Annotated in this window: 10 protein-coding genes, 9 tRNA genes, 4 rRNA genes and 1 other annotated feature (1 of these 24 running past the window's edge); all 23 genes read left to right on the forward strand. The window is 44.7% G+C overall.

Features of this window, described 5'->3' with window-relative positions:
* The first annotated feature begins 23 nt into the window (after positions 1-23).
* The 23 genes from rrf (MHI35_RS00505) to gltX all read left to right on the forward strand — a co-directional run bounded on the left by rrf (MHI35_RS00505) (position 24) and on the right by gltX (position 18003).
* Positions 24-139, forward strand: a 5S ribosomal RNA gene (gene rrf, locus MHI35_RS00505).
* Between the two features lie 774 nt (positions 140-913).
* A tRNA-Val gene (locus tag MHI35_RS00510) sits at positions 914-989 on the forward strand.
* A gap of 33 nt (positions 990-1022) precedes the next feature.
* Positions 1023-1098: transfer RNA gene (locus tag MHI35_RS00515), tRNA-Thr, on the forward strand.
* Positions 1099-1135: 37 nt separating this feature from the next.
* Positions 1136-1211: transfer RNA gene (locus MHI35_RS00520), tRNA-Lys, on the forward strand.
* Positions 1212-1219: 8 nt separating this feature from the next.
* A tRNA-Leu gene (locus MHI35_RS00525) sits at positions 1220-1302 on the forward strand.
* A gap of 30 nt (positions 1303-1332) precedes the next feature.
* Positions 1333-1404: transfer RNA gene (locus MHI35_RS00530), tRNA-Gly, on the forward strand.
* A gap of 12 nt (positions 1405-1416) precedes the next feature.
* Positions 1417-1502: transfer RNA gene (locus MHI35_RS00535), tRNA-Leu, on the forward strand.
* A gap of 11 nt (positions 1503-1513) precedes the next feature.
* A tRNA-Arg gene (locus MHI35_RS00540) sits at positions 1514-1590 on the forward strand.
* Positions 1591-1597: 7 nt separating this feature from the next.
* A tRNA-Pro gene (locus tag MHI35_RS00545) sits at positions 1598-1674 on the forward strand.
* 8 nt (positions 1675-1682) lie between these two features.
* Positions 1683-1758, forward strand: a tRNA-Ala gene (locus tag MHI35_RS00550).
* Between the two features lie 127 nt (positions 1759-1885).
* Positions 1886-3434: ribosomal RNA gene (locus tag MHI35_RS00555) — 16S ribosomal RNA — on the forward strand.
* A 182-nt stretch (positions 3435-3616) separates the two neighbouring features.
* Positions 3617-6547, forward strand: a 23S ribosomal RNA gene (locus MHI35_RS00560).
* 61 nt (positions 6548-6608) lie between these two features.
* A 5S ribosomal RNA gene (gene rrf, locus MHI35_RS00565) occupies positions 6609-6724 on the forward strand.
* Together the 16S, 23S and 5S rRNA genes with 9 tRNA genes alongside form the textbook arrangement of a ribosomal RNA operon.
* A 177-nt stretch (positions 6725-6901) precedes the next feature.
* On the forward strand, positions 6902-7366 hold the full coding sequence (locus MHI35_RS00570) for a CtsR family transcriptional regulator (RefSeq protein WP_060697832.1): 465 nt from the start codon (positions 6902-6904) through the stop codon (positions 7364-7366).
* A gap of 14 nt (positions 7367-7380) precedes the next feature.
* Positions 7381-7938, forward strand: coding sequence for a UvrB/UvrC motif-containing protein (locus MHI35_RS00575; RefSeq protein ID WP_034665655.1), 558 nt, complete (start codon positions 7381-7383; stop codon positions 7936-7938).
* Between the two features lie 4 nt (positions 7939-7942).
* Positions 7943-9034, forward strand: coding sequence for a protein arginine kinase (locus MHI35_RS00580; protein WP_003217181.1), 1092 nt, complete (start codon positions 7943-7945; stop codon positions 9032-9034).
* Positions 9031-11466 (forward strand): ATP-dependent protease ATP-binding subunit ClpC, encoded by a 2436-nt coding sequence (clpC, locus tag MHI35_RS00585; protein ID WP_003216969.1) that lies wholly within the window; start codon positions 9031-9033, stop codon positions 11464-11466. Before MHI35_RS00580 ends, clpC begins: the two co-directional genes overlap by 4 nt.
* Positions 11467-11559: 93 nt before the next feature.
* Complete coding sequence (gene radA / locus MHI35_RS00590; protein ID WP_034620767.1) at positions 11560-12939, forward strand: DNA repair protein RadA; 1380 nt, start codon at positions 11560-11562, stop codon at positions 12937-12939.
* Positions 12940-12941: 2 nt separating this feature from the next.
* Positions 12942-14021, forward strand: a complete 1080-nt coding sequence (gene disA, locus MHI35_RS00595) for a DNA integrity scanning diadenylate cyclase DisA (protein ID WP_211064370.1) — start codon at positions 12942-12944, stop codon at positions 14019-14021.
* Positions 14022-14173: 152 nt separating this feature from the next.
* On the forward strand, positions 14174-15274 hold the full coding sequence (locus tag MHI35_RS00600) for a PIN/TRAM domain-containing protein (protein WP_211064369.1): 1101 nt from the start codon (positions 14174-14176) through the stop codon (positions 15272-15274).
* Between the two features lie 13 nt (positions 15275-15287).
* A complete protein-coding gene (gene ispD, locus MHI35_RS00605; protein ID WP_003217158.1) occupies positions 15288-15977 on the forward strand; it encodes a 2-C-methyl-D-erythritol 4-phosphate cytidylyltransferase in 690 nt (229 codons plus the stop codon).
* A 3-nt stretch (positions 15978-15980) separates the two neighbouring features.
* On the forward strand, positions 15981-16457 hold the full coding sequence (ispF, locus tag MHI35_RS00610) for a 2-C-methyl-D-erythritol 2,4-cyclodiphosphate synthase (RefSeq protein ID WP_012008689.1): 477 nt from the start codon (positions 15981-15983) through the stop codon (positions 16455-16457).
* Positions 16458-16551: 94 nt separating this feature from the next.
* Positions 16552-18003 carry a glutamate--tRNA ligase gene (gene gltX / locus MHI35_RS00615; protein WP_088002413.1) on the forward strand — a complete coding sequence of 484 codons (1452 nt, stop codon included), beginning with the start codon at positions 16552-16554 and terminating at the stop codon, positions 18001-18003.
* Positions 18003-18012, forward strand: a binding site (T-box leader); it runs 222 nt beyond the window's last position. It overlaps the preceding gene by 1 nt.

Genomic DNA, 18012 nt, shown 5'->3' on the forward strand with positions numbered 1-18012 from the left:
GAGAGAACATTCTCTCCATCAGGTTTGGTGGCGATAGCGAAGAGGTCACACCCGTTCCCATACCGAACACGGAAGTTAAGCTCTTCAGCGCCGATGGTAGTTGGGGGTCTCCCCCTGTGAGAGTAGGACGCCGCCAAGCTTGTATAAGGATCAGTTCCATTTGGAACTGATCCTTTTTGTGTTTTGAAAAATCACTTCTATATTAAATGGCTGTGTAAAATGAGAAGTGATGATGTAGTAAGACTCATTGATCAGCTAATCCTTCTGTTGGTCTCTCTTTCATGTATTTTAAATGAACAACGCAGGTGTTGTGTGGGTGGATCGTTCAATTGGTTTAAGATGAAGACAATAGAAAGCAGCCAATAAAAATTTCTTTGTCAGTCAGATAAAGAGGACTGTTTAGAGACACACTAGATAACTGAGTATCGCCAAAGAGCATAGAGCATCTCCAGTTAATTTTTACGCCCGCTCTAAGTAAGAGCAAGAAAGAATCAAGTTACCCTAATAAACTTTAATATTTAAGAGAGTAAAGAACAGCATCATTTACGTACGTTTTTACACGAAAATGATTTCTCAGAAAAATAAAATAATAAAAGGCTGCCTTCTCAAAATGATTTGTATGAGAAGATATATTGAAGAAAACAAGCATTTAAAAAGTATAAAAAGGGTGATTTCACACCAATAAAGCTTAATTAGAGAGCTTTTTAACAAAAAAACATAAAAAAATGAAAAAAAGACTTTTAAAATGATGAGACAAGTGGTAAACTTCTTTAGGTGCCTTAACGAAAAGATGAAAAAAATAACGTTAAAATAAATTCAAAAATTATTTTAAAAAAGTCTTTACAAACAATATCTTATCGTTATATAATACTATTTGTCGGATCGAGAGACATTCGAAATGACAACACAATATGGAGGATTAGCTCAGCTGGGAGAGCATCTGCCTTACAAGCAGAGGGTCGGCGGTTCGAGCCCGTCATCCTCCACCATATTTATTCTTACATAATGTTAGGATAGATAAAGCCGGTGTAGCTCAACTGGTAGAGCAACTGACTTGTAATCAGTAGGTTGGGGGTTCAAGTCCTCTTGCCGGCACCAGTTTCATATGGTAAGATAGACGAGTCGCTTTTAAAGCGAGCCATTAGCTCAGTTGGTAGAGCATCTGACTTTTAATCAGAGGGTCGAAGGTTCGAGTCCTTCATGGCTCACCATGTTTCATGCGGGTGTGGCGGAATTGGCAGACGCGCTAGACTTAGGATCTAGTGTCTTTATGACGTGGGGGTTCAAGTCCCTTCACCCGCATTGCCAAATAAAATAAAGAAATCCTGTAATGCGGAAGTAGTTCAGTGGTAGAACACCACCTTGCCAAGGTGGGGGTCGCGGGTTCGAATCCCGTCTTCCGCTTATACCATCCACGCCGGGGTGGTGGAATTGGCAGACACACAGGACTTAAAATCCTGCGGTAGGTGACTACCGTGCCGGTTCAAGTCCGGCCCTCGGCATTATAAAATAAGCGCCCGTAGCTCAATTGGATAGAGCGTTTGACTACGGATCAAAAGGTTAGGGGTTCGACTCCTCTCGGGCGCGCCATTAAGATCGGGAAGTAGCTCAGCTTGGTAGAGCACTTGGTTTGGGACCAAGGGGTCGCAGGTTCGAATCCTGTCTTCCCGACCATCTTTTATGGGGCCTTAGCTCAGCTGGGAGAGCGCCTGCCTTGCACGCAGGAGGTCAGCGGTTCGATCCCGCTAGGCTCCACCAATATGATCTTTGAAAACTAAACAAGACAAAACGTACCTGTTAATTCGAGTTTTTATAAAAAAATCCTATGATGTTTCATAGGTAGTCAGTCAAACGCTGACGAAAAACAAAACTTCGGTTTTGTACTTTTTCGGAGAGTTTGATCCTGGCTCAGGACGAACGCTGGCGGCGTGCCTAATACATGCAAGTCGAGCGAACAGAAGGGAGCTTGCTCCCGGATGTTAGCGGCGGACGGGTGAGTAACACGTGGGTAACCTGCCTGTAAGACTGGGATAACTCCGGGAAACCGGAGCTAATACCGGATAGTTCCTTGAACCGCATGGTTCAAGGATGAAAGACGGTTTCGGCTGTCACTTACAGATGGACCCGCGGCGCATTAGCTAGTTGGTGGGGTAATGGCTCACCAAGGCGACGATGCGTAGCCGACCTGAGAGGGTGATCGGCCACACTGGGACTGAGACACGGCCCAGACTCCTACGGGAGGCAGCAGTAGGGAATCTTCCGCAATGGACGAAAGTCTGACGGAGCAACGCCGCGTGAGTGATGAAGGTTTTCGGATCGTAAAGCTCTGTTGTTAGGGAAGAACAAGTGCGAGAGTAACTGCTCGCACCTTGACGGTACCTAACCAGAAAGCCACGGCTAACTACGTGCCAGCAGCCGCGGTAATACGTAGGTGGCAAGCGTTGTCCGGAATTATTGGGCGTAAAGGGCTCGCAGGCGGTTTCTTAAGTCTGATGTGAAAGCCCCCGGCTCAACCGGGGAGGGTCATTGGAAACTGGGAAACTTGAGTGCAGAAGAGGAGAGTGGAATTCCACGTGTAGCGGTGAAATGCGTAGAGATGTGGAGGAACACCAGTGGCGAAGGCGACTCTCTGGTCTGTAACTGACGCTGAGGAGCGAAAGCGTGGGGAGCGAACAGGATTAGATACCCTGGTAGTCCACGCCGTAAACGATGAGTGCTAAGTGTTAGGGGGTTTCCGCCCCTTAGTGCTGCAGCTAACGCATTAAGCACTCCGCCTGGGGAGTACGGTCGCAAGACTGAAACTCAAAGGAATTGACGGGGGCCCGCACAAGCGGTGGAGCATGTGGTTTAATTCGAAGCAACGCGAAGAACCTTACCAGGTCTTGACATCCTCTGACAACCCTAGAGATAGGGCTTTCCCTTCGGGGACAGAGTGACAGGTGGTGCATGGTTGTCGTCAGCTCGTGTCGTGAGATGTTGGGTTAAGTCCCGCAACGAGCGCAACCCTTGATCTTAGTTGCCAGCATTTAGTTGGGCACTCTAAGGTGACTGCCGGTGACAAACCGGAGGAAGGTGGGGATGACGTCAAATCATCATGCCCCTTATGACCTGGGCTACACACGTGCTACAATGGACAGAACAAAGGGCTGCGAGACCGCAAGGTTTAGCCAATCCCATAAATCTGTTCTCAGTTCGGATCGCAGTCTGCAACTCGACTGCGTGAAGCTGGAATCGCTAGTAATCGCGGATCAGCATGCCGCGGTGAATACGTTCCCGGGCCTTGTACACACCGCCCGTCACACCACGAGAGTTTGTAACACCCGAAGTCGGTGAGGTAACCTTTATGGAGCCAGCCGCCGAAGGTGGGACAGATGATTGGGGTGAAGTCGTAACAAGGTAGCCGTATCGGAAGGTGCGGCTGGATCACCTCCTTTCTAAGGATATATGGAGCAGCGTGCGTTTTGGTCTTGTTTAGTTTTGAAGGATCATTCCTTCAAAACATGTCTCTAGCGAGACAGGATTGTTCTTTGAAAACTAGATAACAATAAGTAATACATTCACATTGAATGCAATGCAAAGTTCATCACACATAGTGATTCTTTCTAAAGTAAGAAATGGTTAAGTTAGAAAGGGCGCACGGTGGATGCCTTGGCACTAGGAGCCGATGAAGGACGGGACGAACACCGATATGCTTCGGGGAGCTGTAAGCAAGCTTTGATCCGGAGATTTCCGAATGGGGAAACCCACTGCTCGTAATGGAGTAGTATCCATACTTGAATACATAGAGTATGAGAAGGCATACCCGGGGAACTGAAACATCTAAGTACCCGGAGGAAGAGAAAGCAAATGCGATTCCCTGAGTAGCGGCGAGCGAAACGGGAACAGCCCAAACCAAGAGGCTTGCCTCTTGGGGTTGTAGGACACTCTATACGGAGTTACAAAGGAACGATATAAGCGAAGAGGTCTGGAAAGGCCCGCCAAAGAAGGTAACAGCCCTGTAACTGAAATGTTGTTCTCTCCAGAGTGGATCCTGAGTACGGCGGAACACGTGAAATTCCGTCGGAATCCGGGAGGACCATCTCCCAAGGCTAAATACTCCCTAGTGACCGATAGTGAACCAGTACCGTGAGGGAAAGGTGAAAAGCACCCCGGAAGGGGAGTGAAATAGATCCTGAAACCGTGTGCCTACAAGTAGTCAGAGCCCGTTAAAGGGTGATGGCGTGCCTTTTGTAGAATGAACCGGCGAGTTACGATCCCGTGCAAGGTTAAGCAGAAGATGCGGAGCCGCAGCGAAAGCGAGTCTGAATAGGGCGCATGAGTACGTGGTCGTAGACCCGAAACCAGGTGATCTACCCATGTCCAGGGTGAAGTTCAGGTAACACTGAATGGAGGCCCGAACCCACGCACGTTGAAAAGTGCGGGGATGAGGTGTGGGTAGGGGTGAAATGCCAATCGAACCTGGAGATAGCTGGTTCTCTCCGAAATAGCTTTAGGGCTAGCCTCAAGGTAAGAGTCTCGGAGGTAGAGCACTGATTGGACTAGGGGCCCCTACCGGGTTACCGAATTCAGTCAAACTCCGAATGCCGATGACTTATCCTTGGGAGTCAGACTGCGAGTGATAAGATCCGTAGTCGAAAGGGAAACAGCCCAGACCGCCAGCTAAGGTCCCAAAGTATACGTTAAGTGGAAAAGGATGTGGAGTTGCTTAGACAACCAGGATGTTGGCTTAGAAGCAGCCACCATTTAAAGAGTGCGTAATAGCTCACTGGTCGAGTGACTCTGCGCCGAAAATGTACCGGGGCTAAACGTATCACCGAAGCTGCGGACTGTTCTAACGAACAGTGGTAGGAGAGCGTTCTAAGTGCTGTGAAGTCAGACCGGAAGGACTGGTGGAGCGCTTAGAAGTGAGAATGCCGGTATGAGTAGCGAAAGACGGGTGAGAATCCCGTCCACCGAATGCCTAAGGTTTCCTGAGGAAGGCTCGTCCGCTCAGGGTTAGTCGGGACCTAAGCCGAGGCCGAAAGGCGTAGGCGATGGACAACAGGTTGATATTCCTGTACCACCTCCTCACCATTTGAGCAATGGGGGGACGCAGGAGGATAGGGTAAGCGCGGTATTGGATATCCGCGTCCAAGCAGTTAGGCTGGGAAATAGGCAAATCCGTTTCCCGTGAAGGCTGAGCTGTGATGGCGAGCGAAATTTAGTAGCGAAGTTCCTGATTCCACACTGCCAAGAAAAGCCTCTAGCGAGGTGAGAGGTGCCCGTACCGCAAACCGACACAGGTAGGCGAGGAGAGAATCCTAAGGTGATCGAGAGAACTCTCGTTAAGGAACTCGGCAAAATGACCCCGTAACTTCGGGAGAAGGGGTGCTTCTTAGGGTGTTAAAGCCCCGAGAAGCCGCAGTGAATAGGCCCAGGCGACTGTTTAGCAAAAACACAGGTCTCTGCGAAGCCGTAAGGCGAAGTATAGGGGCTGACGCCTGCCCGGTGCTGGAAGGTTAAGAGGAGCGCTTAGCGTAAGCGAAGGTGCGAATTGAAGCCCCAGTAAACGGCGGCCGTAACTATAACGGTCCTAAGGTAGCGAAATTCCTTGTCGGGTAAGTTCCGACCCGCACGAAAGGCGCAACGATCTGGGCACTGTCTCAACGAGAGACTCGGTGAAATTATAGTACCTGTGAAGATGCAGGTTACCCGCGACAGGACGGAAAGACCCCGTGGAGCTTTACTGCAGCCTGATATTGAATGTTGGTACAGCTTGTACAGGATAGGTAGGAGCCTTGGAAACCGGAGCGCTAGCTTCGGTGGAGGCATCGGTGGGATACTACCCTGGCTGTATTGACCTTCTAACCCGCTGCCCTTATCGGGCAGGGAGACAGTGTCAGGTGGGCAGTTTGACTGGGGCGGTCGCCTCCTAAAATGTAACGGAGGCGCCCAAAGGTTCCCTCAGAATGGTTGGAAATCATTCGCAGAGTGTAAAGGCACAAGGGAGCTTGACTGCGAGACCTACAAGTCGAGCAGGGACGAAAGTCGGGCTTAGTGATCCGGTGGTTCCGCATGGAAGGGCCATCGCTCAACGGATAAAAGCTACCCCGGGGATAACAGGCTTATCTCCCCCAAGAGTCCACATCGACGGGGAGGTTTGGCACCTCGATGTCGGCTCATCGCATCCTGGGGCTGTAGTCGGTCCCAAGGGTTGGGCTGTTCGCCCATTAAAGCGGTACGCGAGCTGGGTTCAGAACGTCGTGAGACAGTTCGGTCCCTATCCGTCGCGGGCGCAGGAAATTTGAGAGGAGCTGTCCTTAGTACGAGAGGACCGGGATGGACGCACCGCTGGTGTACCAGTTGTTCTGCCAAGGGCATCGCTGGGTAGCTATGTGCGGACGGGATAAGTGCTGAAAGCATCTAAGCATGAAGCCCCCCTCAAGATGAGATTTCCCATTCCGCAAGGAAGTAAGATCCCTGAAAGATGATCAGGTTGATAGGTCTGAGGTGGAAGCGTGGTGACACGTGGAGCTGACAGATACTAATAGATCGAGGACTTAACCTATATTCTATTGTGAAGTTTGAACATTGTTATCTAGTTTTGAGAGAACATTCTCTCCATCAGGTTTGGTGGCGATAGCGAAGAGGTCACACCCGTTCCCATACCGAACACGGAAGTTAAGCTCTTCAGCGCCGATGGTAGTTGGGGGTCTCCCCCTGTGAGAGTAGGACGCCGCCAAGCTTGTACAAGGATCAGTTCCATTTGGAACTGGTCTTTTTTGTGTTTTTGAGAGGTTTGACACCATATAAATGTGGAAATAATATTCTTAGTTGAGCGATTATCTTGAAAAATCGACCGAAAAAATTTATAGTAAGATTAAAGTCAAATATAGTCAAAGTCAATGGAGGAGGAGGCGGAGTGGCACAAAATATTTCTGATATCATCGAGCAGTATTTGAAAGAAGTCTTGGATCAGAACGGTCGAGAAATATTAGAAATTAAACGCAATGAAATTGCAGATAAGTTTCAATGCGTACCTTCACAAATTAACTATGTAATCAATACGCGCTTTACGAGCGAGAGAGGCTATATCGTTGAAAGTAAGCGTGGCGGCGGTGGCTATATCCGCATCATTAAAGTCAAAATGAATGATGAAGTCGACTTATTGAATAACATTATTTCCCAAATATATCATCGTTTATCACAGGCTGCCTCTGATCATATCATTATGCGTCTTGTCGAAAATAACATTTTATCTGAAAGAGAAGCAAAGATGATGATCAGTGTCATGGACCGTTCTGTTTTGCACATTGATTTACCTGAACGTGATGAATTGCGAGCTCGGATGATGATAGCGATGTTAAATGCTTTGAAATTAAAGTAAAGCGGGTGAAAAGATTGATTTGTCAAGAATGCAATGAGAGACCAGCCACTTTTCACTTTACGAAAGTTATAAATGGAGAAAAACAAGAAATGCACATATGTGAACAATGTGCAAAAGAAAACAGTGATTCATATGCTATGAGTGGAAACCAAGGTTTCTCGATTCACAACTTATTATCGGGTTTATTGAATATTGATCCTAGCTTTACCACAAGTGCAAATAAGGGATCATCTATTTTTCAAGAAGCAAGAGAAGTGGATCAATGTCCTAAGTGTGGCTTAACCTTTCAACAATTCAGAAAAACAGGCCGTTTTGGCTGTGCAGAATGCTATCGTTCATTTGATCAGTATTTGAACCCTGTTTTACGGAAAGTCCATAGTGGAAATACAGTCCATAATGGAAAGGTGCCTAAACGGATTGCCGGCAGTCTTCATGTACGCCGGAAACTTGAGTTGATGCAGCAAGAACTGAAGCAGTTAATTGAACAAGAAGAGTTCGAAAAAGCAGCGGAAGTTCGAGATCAAATTCGTGCATTAGAGCATGAGCAATCTCAGCAGAGGGAGGGAGATTAACAACATGTCGCTCCAGCATTTTATTCAAGACGCTTTAAGTCAATGGATGAAACAAAAAGGACCCGAAAGTGACATTGTTCTAAGCAGTCGAATCAGGCTAGCACGAAACCTAGAGCATGTTCGTTTCCCAACTCAGTTTTCTCAGGAAGAGGCTGAAGCTGTTCTCCAGCAATTCGAGCAAAAGTTTGCTAGCCAGGAAGTGAAGGACATCGGAAACTTTGTTCTAATTCGAATGAATGAAACGCAGCCTTTAGCAAAGAGGGTACTTGTTGAAAAGCATTTGATCAGCCCAAACTTAGCAGAATCAAGATTTGGCGGTTGTTTGCTTTCTGAAAATGAGGAAATCAGTGTAATGCTGAATGAAGAAGACCATATTCGGATCCAATGCTTATTCCCAGGATTCCAACTAGCCAATGCATTAAAAGCAGCTAACCAGATAGATGACTGGATTGAGGAGCAAGTGGATTATGCGTTTTCTGAAAAGCGAGGATACTTAACAAGCTGTCCAACGAATGTAGGTACAGGTATTAGGGCATCGGTCATGATGCATTTACCCGCTTTAGCCCTCACAAGACAAATGAATCGGATTATACCGGCAATTAATCAATTAGGTCTTGTAGTCAGAGGAATTTATGGTGAAGGTAGCGAAGCAATAGGGAACATCTTTCAAATTTCAAATCAAATGACACTTGGTCAATCAGAAGAAGACATTGTAGATGATTTAAATAGTGTGACCGCGCAGCTCATTGAACAAGAGCGATCTGCACGAAAAGCGTTATATCAAACATCTAAAATTGAACTTGAGGACAGAGTGTACCGGTCCTTAGGGATTTTGTCCAATTGTCGTATGATTGAATCAAAGGAAACAGCAAAGTGTTTGTCAGATGTGCGTCTTGGAATTGATTTAGGTATCATTAAGGGGCTTTCAAGTAATATACTGAATGAACTCATGATTTTGACACAGCCTGGCTTTCTTCAACAATATTCTGGAGGAGCTTTGGAGCCAAATGAACGAGATATAAAACGAGCAGCGATTATTAGAGAAAGGCTGCGTTTAGAAATGCATAGGAATGGACAGGAGGATGAAACGATATGATGTTTGGAAGATTCACTGAAAGAGCTCAAAAGGTATTAGCACTTGCACAAGAAGAAGCCATTCGCCTAGGCCATAAGAACATTGGTACTGAACACATTTTACTTGGTCTAGTACGTGAGGGTGAGGGCATCGCTGCAAAAGCGTTAGAAGCACTGGGCCTTGTTTCAGATAAAATCCAAAAAGAAGTCGAAAGCTTGATTGGAAGAGGGCAAGAGGTGTCTCAAGCTATTCCTCATTATACGCCTAGAGCGAAGAAGGTCACTGAGCTTTCAATGGATGAAGCAAGAAAGCTAGGTCATTCCTATGTAGGGACAGAACATATTCTATTAGGTCTTATTCGCGAGGGAGAGGGTGTAGCTGCCCGCGTTCTAAATAACCTCGGAGTGAGCTTAAATAAAGCACGTCAGCAAGTCCTGCAGCTTCTTGGCAGCAATGAAACGGGTGCATCTGCCGCTGGCTCTAACAGCAATGCAAATACCCCAACATTAGATAGCTTGGCAAGAGATTTAACAGCGATTGCGAAAGAAGACAGCTTGGACCCTGTCATTGGACGAAGCAAAGAAATTCAGCGTGTCATTGAGGTCCTAAGCAGAAGAACAAAAAACAACCCTGTGCTGATTGGTGAGCCTGGTGTTGGTAAAACAGCCATCGCTGAAGGTCTGGCACAGCAAATTATTCATAATGAAGTGCCTGAAATTCTGCGTGATAAACGAGTGATGACGCTTGATATGGGAACCGTTGTAGCGGGAACGAAATATCGTGGTGAATTTGAGGATCGTTTGAAAAAAGTCATGGACGAAATTCGCCAGGCAGGTAATATCATTCTCTTCATTGATGAGCTTCATACACTGATTGGTGCTGGTGGAGCTGAGGGTGCGATTGACGCATCTAATATTCTAAAACCATCCTTAGCACGTGGAGAGCTTCAATGTATCGGGGCGACAACATTAGATGAGTACCGTAAATATATTGAAAAGGATGCTGCGCTTGAACGACGTTTCCAGCCAATTCAAGTAGATCAGCCATCAGTTGATGAGAGTATTCAAATCTTAAGAGGACTTAGAGATCGTTATGAGGCACATCACCGAGTGTCCATTACAGATGAAGCGATTGAGGCGGCGGTGAAGCTGTCTGACCGTTATATTTCTGATCGTTTCCTTCCAGATAAGGCGATTGATTTAATCGATGAGGCAGGTTCGAAAGTCCGTTTACGTTCTTTCACAACACCGCCTAACCTAAAAGAACTAGAGCAAAAGCTGGATGAAGTACGCAAGGAAAAAGATGCGGCTGTCCAAAGTCAGGAATTTGAAAAAGCAGCTTCTCTTCGCGATACAGAGCAGCGTCTACGTGAAAAAGTAGAAGTGACAAAGAAATCTTGGAAAGAAAAGCAAGGACAGGAGAATTCAGAGGTATCAGTAGATGATATCGCTATGGTTGTCTCTAGCTGGACGGGAGTGCCTGTTTCAAAAATTGCCCAAACCGAAACAGATAAGCTTTTAAATATGGAACAATTACTCCATTCTCGTGTAATTGGGCAGGATGAAGCGGTTGTCGCTGTAGCAAAAGCTGTGAGACGTGCACGTGCTGGTCTAAAAGATCCAAAACGTCCAATCGGCTCATTTATCTTCTTAGGCCCAACAGGGGTTGGTAAAACGGAGCTTGCAAGAGCACTCGCAGAGTCTATTTTCGGTGATGAAGAAGCGATGATCCGTATTGATATGTCAGAATACATGGAGAAACACTCTACATCTAGACTTGTTGGGTCACCTCCAGGATATGTTGGCTATGAAGAAGGCGGACAATTGACTGAAAAAGTGAGAAGAAAACCTTATTCTGTTGTGCTTTTAGACGAGATTGAAAAGGCGCATCCAGATGTATTCAACATCTTACTTCAAGTATTAGAAGATGGTCGTCTAACTGATTCTAAAGGGCGTACCGTTGACTTTAGAAATACGATTTTGATCATGACATCCAACGTTGGAGCTAGTGAACTGAAGCGAAATAAATATGTTGGTTTTAACGTGCAGGATGAAGGTCAAAATTACAAGGATATGAAAGGCAAAGTGATGGGCGAGTTGAAACGTGCGTTCAGACCAGAATTCATCAACCGTATTGATGAAATCATTGTCTTCCATTCACTTGAAAAGAAACATCTAAAAGAGATCGTGTCTCTCATGTCTGATCAATTGACGAAACGATTAAAAGAACAAGACCTTTCAATTGAATTGACAGAAGCAGCAAAAGCGAAGATAGCCGACGAAGGTGTAGACCTTGAGTACGGTGCGCGTCCGTTAAGAAGAGCGATTCAAAAGCATGTGGAGGATCGACTTTCTGAGGAGCTTCTGAAGGGTAATATTGAAAAAGGTCAACAAATCGTATTAGATGTGGAAGATGGAGAAATTGTCGTAAAAACGACGGCTGCTACGAACTAATATAGTAAGAAAAAAGTGTGAGGCATACCAGTAAGCTGTATGCCTCCCTTTACTTATTTTCTGACCAGTATAAGGAGTTGTATTCTTCAATCTATGGCTAAGACAAAATCAAAATTTATTTGCCAATCGTGCGGTTATGAGTCAGCCAAATGGATGGGGAAATGTCCAGGCTGCGGCACGTGGAACAGTATGACAGAAGAGGTCGTTCGTAAAGAGCCAGCAAACCGTCGAAGCGCTTTTAACCATTCTGTTCAAACCATTCAAAAACCTTCACCTATATCTGCAATTGAAACATCAGATGAACCCCGAATCAAAACGAATTTAGAAGAATTTAACCGAGTATTAGGAAGTGGAATTGTCAAAGGCTCTCTTGTTCTCATTGGCGGAGATCCTGGGATTGGGAAGTCCACATTATTATTACAAGTATCAGCACAGCTCTCAGATAAAAATCAGAATGTATTATACATATCTGGTGAGGAGTCCATTAAACAAACGAAGCTAAGAGCGGACCGCCTCGGCATAAAAAGCACCTCTTTACATGTTTTGGCTGAAACCGATATGGAGTATATAACGTCTGCTATACAAGAGATGAAACCCGCTTTTGTCGTGGTGGATTCGATTCAAACCGTTTATCAAAGTGATATAACGTCAGCTCCTGGGTCTGTATCTCAAGTGAGAGAATGTACAGCACAGCTGATGAAGATTGCCAAGACAAATGGGATTCCAATTTTTATCGTTGGTCACGTGACCAAAGAAGGCTCGATCGCAGGCCCACGTCTTTTAGAGCATATGGTGGACACGGTTCTTTATTTTGAAGGTGAGCGCCATCATACGTTTCGTATCTTACGTGCAGTCAAAAACCGATTTGGCTCGACGAATGAACTTGGGATTTTTGAAATGAGAGAGGAAGGGCTCACGGAAGTATTAAACCCATCCGAAATTTTTTTAGAAGAACGTTCGGCAGGTGTATCTGGTTCGTGTGTCGTTGCCTCAATGGAAGGAACAAGACCTGTTCTAGTCGAGATACAAGCATTAATTTCACCGACAAGCTTCGGAAATCCGCGTAGAATGGCCACCGGTCTTGATCATAATCGAGTGTCACTACTCATGGCGGTTTTAGAAAAACGTGTCGGACTGCTGCTGCAAAACCAGGATGCTTATTTAAAGGTCGCAGGTGGTGTGAAGCTTGACGAACCAGCAATTGACTTGGCTATTGCTGTCAGTATTGCATCAAGCTTTAAAGACGCAGCGCCGCATCAAGCGGATTGCTTTATAGGAGAGGTCGGTCTGACAGGAGAAGTCAGAAGAGTATCAAGAATTGAACAGCGTGTGCAGGAAGCTGCGAAACTAGGATTTAAGCGAATGTTTATTCCTCAGGCGAATATAGATGGATGGAAAAAGCCGAGAGGGATTGAGTTAGTCGGTGTAGAAAATGTAGCGGAGGCACTTCGAATTTCACTAGGGGGATCATAGAAATGGAAAAAGAGAAAAAAGGAGCGAGAGAACTCGATCTCTTAGATATCGTACAGTTTGTGGCACCAGGGACACCTCTTCGGGCTGGGATCGAAAACGTCCTGAGGGCCAATACTGGCGGACTTATTGTTGTTGGTTATAATGACAAAGTGAAGAGTGTTGTCGATGGGGGATTTCACATTAATTCTGCCTTCTCCCCAGCACACTTATATGAATTGGCGAAGATGGATGGAGCCATCATTTTAAGCGATTCTGGTCAAAAGATCTTGTATGCGAATACACAGCTCATGCCAGATGCAACCATCCATTCATCGGAAACGGGCATGAGGCACCGTACTGCTGAACGTGTAGCGAAGCAGACTGGCTGTTTAATCATTGCGATTTCTGAACGGAGGAACGTCATTACCTTATACCAAGGAAATCGTCGTTACACGCTGAAAGATATTGGCTTTATTTTAACGAAGGCCAACCAAGCCATCCAAACACTTGAGAAATATAAAACCATTCTAGATCACGCCATTTCTACGTTAAGCGCCCTAGAATTTGAAGAGCTTGTGACCTTTGGTGATGTATTATCTGTGCTGCATCGTTACGAGATGGTGCTTAGAATCAAAAATGAAATCAATATGTATATCAAAGAGCTTGGAACAGAAGGACATTTGATCCGTCTACAGGTCAATGAACTGATTACAGATATGGAGCAGGAAGCGGCTTTATTTATTAAAGATTACGTGAAAGAAAAGATTAAAGATCCATATGTTCTGCTAAAACAGCTCCAAGATATGTCTAGCTTTGAGCTTTTAGATGATTCCATTCTGTACAAGTTACTTGGTTATCCAGCTTCTACAAATATTGACGAATATGTGTACACAAGAGGTTACAGACTGCTTCACAAAATCCCTAGACTGCCTATGCCAATCGTCGAAAACGTGGTTGAAGCGTTCGGTGTGTTAGATCGAATTATGGAAGCAGATGTACAAGATTTGGATGAAGTAGAAGGAATTGGAGAAGTAAGAGCGAAAAAGATAAAAAAAGGATTAAAAAGGTTGCAAGAAAAACATTATATCGACCGACAGCTGTAAAAGAGAATTTTTCTTTAAATACGGTTAAAAATGGATGAATATGGGTATATTAATGATGGTTTTGTTTTCTATTGATCATGATAGGAAACTTAAACATATATCAATGTCAGGTGAGGGTGGATTGACAGATGAATAATAAAGGAGGTGAAGGTATGTTAAAAAGAATCGTTCAGGCGTTTTTTATCATTTTTGGTGCAGTTGTAGGGATTTTTATCATTCCAGAGGTATTTCTGCTGTTAAATGTAAAGGACATACCTTTCATAACAAATGCTTACTCTTCAGCACTAATAGGAGCCGCTGTATTCTTTATCATCGGCAAATGGTGCACAGGCTATGTGGTTAATTGGGTGAAATGGATCGAGGATTCTCTATTAAAGGCGCCTCTTCCTGATCTTATTTCTGGAAGTTTCGGATTAGTATTTGGACTTATTCTAGCATATCTTATTGTAAACGTGATTCCGCTAAACAATATCCCATATCATATTTTTGGTACCATTATTCCGATTTTCCTGGCTTTCTTTTTAGGATACCTTGGATTTCAGGTAGGGTTTAAGAAGAAGGATGAAATGATGGGGCTGTTCTCCCGATCTGCAAAGGTCACCAAGAAAAAAGGAGCAGCTGATGATGAACCTGAAATAGAAGATAAAAAGCTGAAAATTTTAGACACAAGTGTTATCATTGATGGAAGAATCGCAGATATTTGTCAAACTGGATTCTTAGAAGGCGTTATGGTCATTCCTCAATTTGTGCTCGAGGAATTACAGCATATTGCAGACTCTTCTGATGTATTAAAGAGAAATAGAGGCCGAAGAGGTCTTGATATTTTAAATCGTATTCAAAAAGAATTAGATATCAAAGTTGAAATTTATGAAGGTGACTTTGAAGACATTCAAGAGGTTGATAGCAAGCTTGTGAAGCTCGCTAAATTAACTTCAGGTGTTGTTGTGACAAATGATTTTAATTTAAATAAAGTATGCGAACTTCAAAAAGTAGCAGTGCTAAACATCAATGATCTAGCCAATGCGGTGAAACCGGTTGTGCTACCTGGGGAAGAAATGAAGGTACAGGTCATTAAAGATGGGAAAGAGCATAACCAAGGTGTTGCTTACTTAGATGACGGTACGATGATTGTGGTCGAAGAAGGACGCAATTACATTGGAAAAGACATCGATGTGCTCGTCACAAGTGTGCTGCAGACTGCTGCTGGAAGAATGATTTTTGCGAAGCCAAAACTTCTGGAGAAGGCGCTCTAAAGGGAGAACGAACATGTATTATGAAGTAGTTATTCCGGCTGCGGGGCAGGGGAAACGAATGAAGGCCGGCCGCAATAAGCTTTTTATTGAGCTGAAAAGAATGCCGGTCATTATTCATACACTAAAGGTGTTTGACGCTCATGCTCAGTGCAAGCGCATGATCCTAGCGATTAATGAAGAGGAGCGTCAAGACTTTGAAAGGCTACTCAAGGTACACGCTTTTCAAACGCCTGTTTCACTTGTCACTGGCGGTGAGGAACGTCAACAAAGTGTATACGAAGGGTTAAAGGCTGTGAAAGATGCAGACATCGTACTTGTTCATGATGGAGCAAGGCCTTTTATTAAGCATACTCAGATTGACTTGCTCGTTAAAGCAGCGATTGAAAAGGGCTCCGCGGTTGTAGCGGTACCAGTGAAAGACACAATCAAACGCGTTCAAGAAGGCAAAGTGGAACAAACCATTGAACGTCAGAGCTTGTGGGCAGTCCAGACCCCACAAGCTTTTCGTCATTCTATTTTAAAAGAGGCGCATGAATATGCAGAGCGGACCGGTTTCCTTGGAACAGACGACGCCAGTCTTGTGGAACAATTACATGGTGAAAACGTGTATATTGTCCAAGGGGATTACACCAATATTAAGCTGACGACACCGGATGATTTATTGGTTGCCAAGGCAATTATGGATGCGGAAAGAGGGTACTAGATCATGTTGAGAATAGGACAAGGCTTTGATGTACATCAATTAACAGAGGGGAGACCTTTGATTATCGGCGGGGTCACCATCCCTTATGAAAAGGGGCTGCTTGGGCACTCAGACGCTGATGTACTGCTTCACACAGTGGCAGATGCCTGCCTAGGTGCGATTGCTGAAGGAGATATCGGCAGACATTTCCCGGACACAGACCCTGAGTTTAAGGATGCGGATTCTTTTCAATTACTGCAGCATGTGTGGGCACTAGTAAAGGAAAAAGGCTACACACTTGTGAATATTGATTGCACCATCATGGCGCAAAAGCCGAAAATGGCTCCTTATATTCAACCGATGTGTGAGAAGATTGCAGAAGCGCTTGAGGCAGATGTCACACAGGTGAATGTGAAAGCTACGACGACGGAGAAACTCGGATTTACAGGAAGAGGCGAAGGAATTGCCTCTCAAGCAACGGTGCTTCTTCAGAAAAAGTAAAACTCATTTTGATGAGAATTGGATTTGATGATAAAATACGTTTATAAAAAATTGGTGTCAGGCAACATGATGCAGATGAAAGGAAGTTAAACTCATGGGAAATGAAGTGCGTGTTCGTTATGCACCGAGTCCAACTGGTCATTTACATATTGGGAATGCTAGAACGGCTCTTTTCAACTATTTGTTCGCACGCAGTCAAGGCGGCAAATTTATTATTCGAATCGAAGATACGGATCAAAAGCGTAATGTAGAAGGCGGAGAAGAAAGCCAGCTTCGCCACCTGCAATGGCTCGGTATTGATTGGGATGAGAGCATTGATAAAGATGGTGGCTACGGTCCTTACAGACAGTCAGAGCGTAATGATATTTATAAAAAGTATTATGATGAGCTGCTAGAGAAGGACTTGGCGTATAAGTGCTATTGTACGGCTGAAGAGCTAGAGGAAGAGCGTGAGGCACAAATCGCCCGCAGTGAAATGCCTCGATATTCTGGTAAATGCAGTCATTTATCAAAAGAAGAAGAGGACAAGCTGATTGCTGAAGGAAGAGAGCCAAGCATCCGCTTCCGAGTGCCAAAAGGAGAAATCATCAAATTTGACGACATGGTCAAAGGCGAAATTTCATTTGAGACAGACGGCATCGGTGACTTTGTCATTGTGAAGAAAGATGGTACACCAACTTATAACTTCGCTGTAGCAGTGGATGATCATTTGATGAAGATGACTCACATTCTCCGCGGAGAGGATCACATTTCGAATACGCCTAAACAAATCATGATCTTCAATGCATTTGGCTGGGATGTTCCGCTATTTGGACATATGACGCTGATTGTGAATGAGAACCGCAAGAAATTAAGCAAGCGTGATGAATCCATTATTCAATTCATCGAGCAATATAAAAACTTGGGCTATTTACCAGAAGCCCTGTTCAACTTCATTGCACTACTTGGATGGTCTCCAGTGGGCGAAGAAGAACTGTTTACTAAAGAGCAATTCATCGACATTTTCGATGTAAACCGACTTTCTAAGTCACCAGCTCTATTCGATATGCATAAACTAAAATGGGTAAATAACCAATACGTGAAAGCACTTGATCTTGATCAGGTTGTTGCGCTAACACTTCCACATCTTCAAAAAGCAGGCAAAGTAAGTGAGCAGCTGTCAGATGAAGAAAACACGTGGGTGCGCAAGCTGATTGCTCTATATCATGAACAATTAAGCTATGGAGCAGAAATTGTTGAGTTAACAGAGTTGTTCTTTAAGGAGCAAATTGAGTATAATCAAGAGGCAAAGGAAGTTCTAGCAGAGGAGCAAGTACCAGAAGTTATGGCATCATTTGCTGGTCAGCTTGAACGACTTGAATCTTTCACACCTGATGAAATCAAGGCTGCCATTAAAGCGGTACAAAAAGAAACAGGGCATAAAGGCAAGAAACTATTCATGCCAATTCGTGTGGCTGTCACAGGACAAACGCATGGTCCAGAACTTCCGCAAAGTATTGAACTACTAGGTAAAGAAACGGTATTAAACCGCATTAAACAAATATAAGGAAATCGT

It is taken from the genome of Bacillus sp. FSL K6-3459 (assembly GCF_038003305.1).
Taxonomy (GTDB): domain Bacteria; phylum Bacillota; class Bacilli; order Bacillales; family Bacillaceae; genus Bacillus; species Bacillus pumilus_O.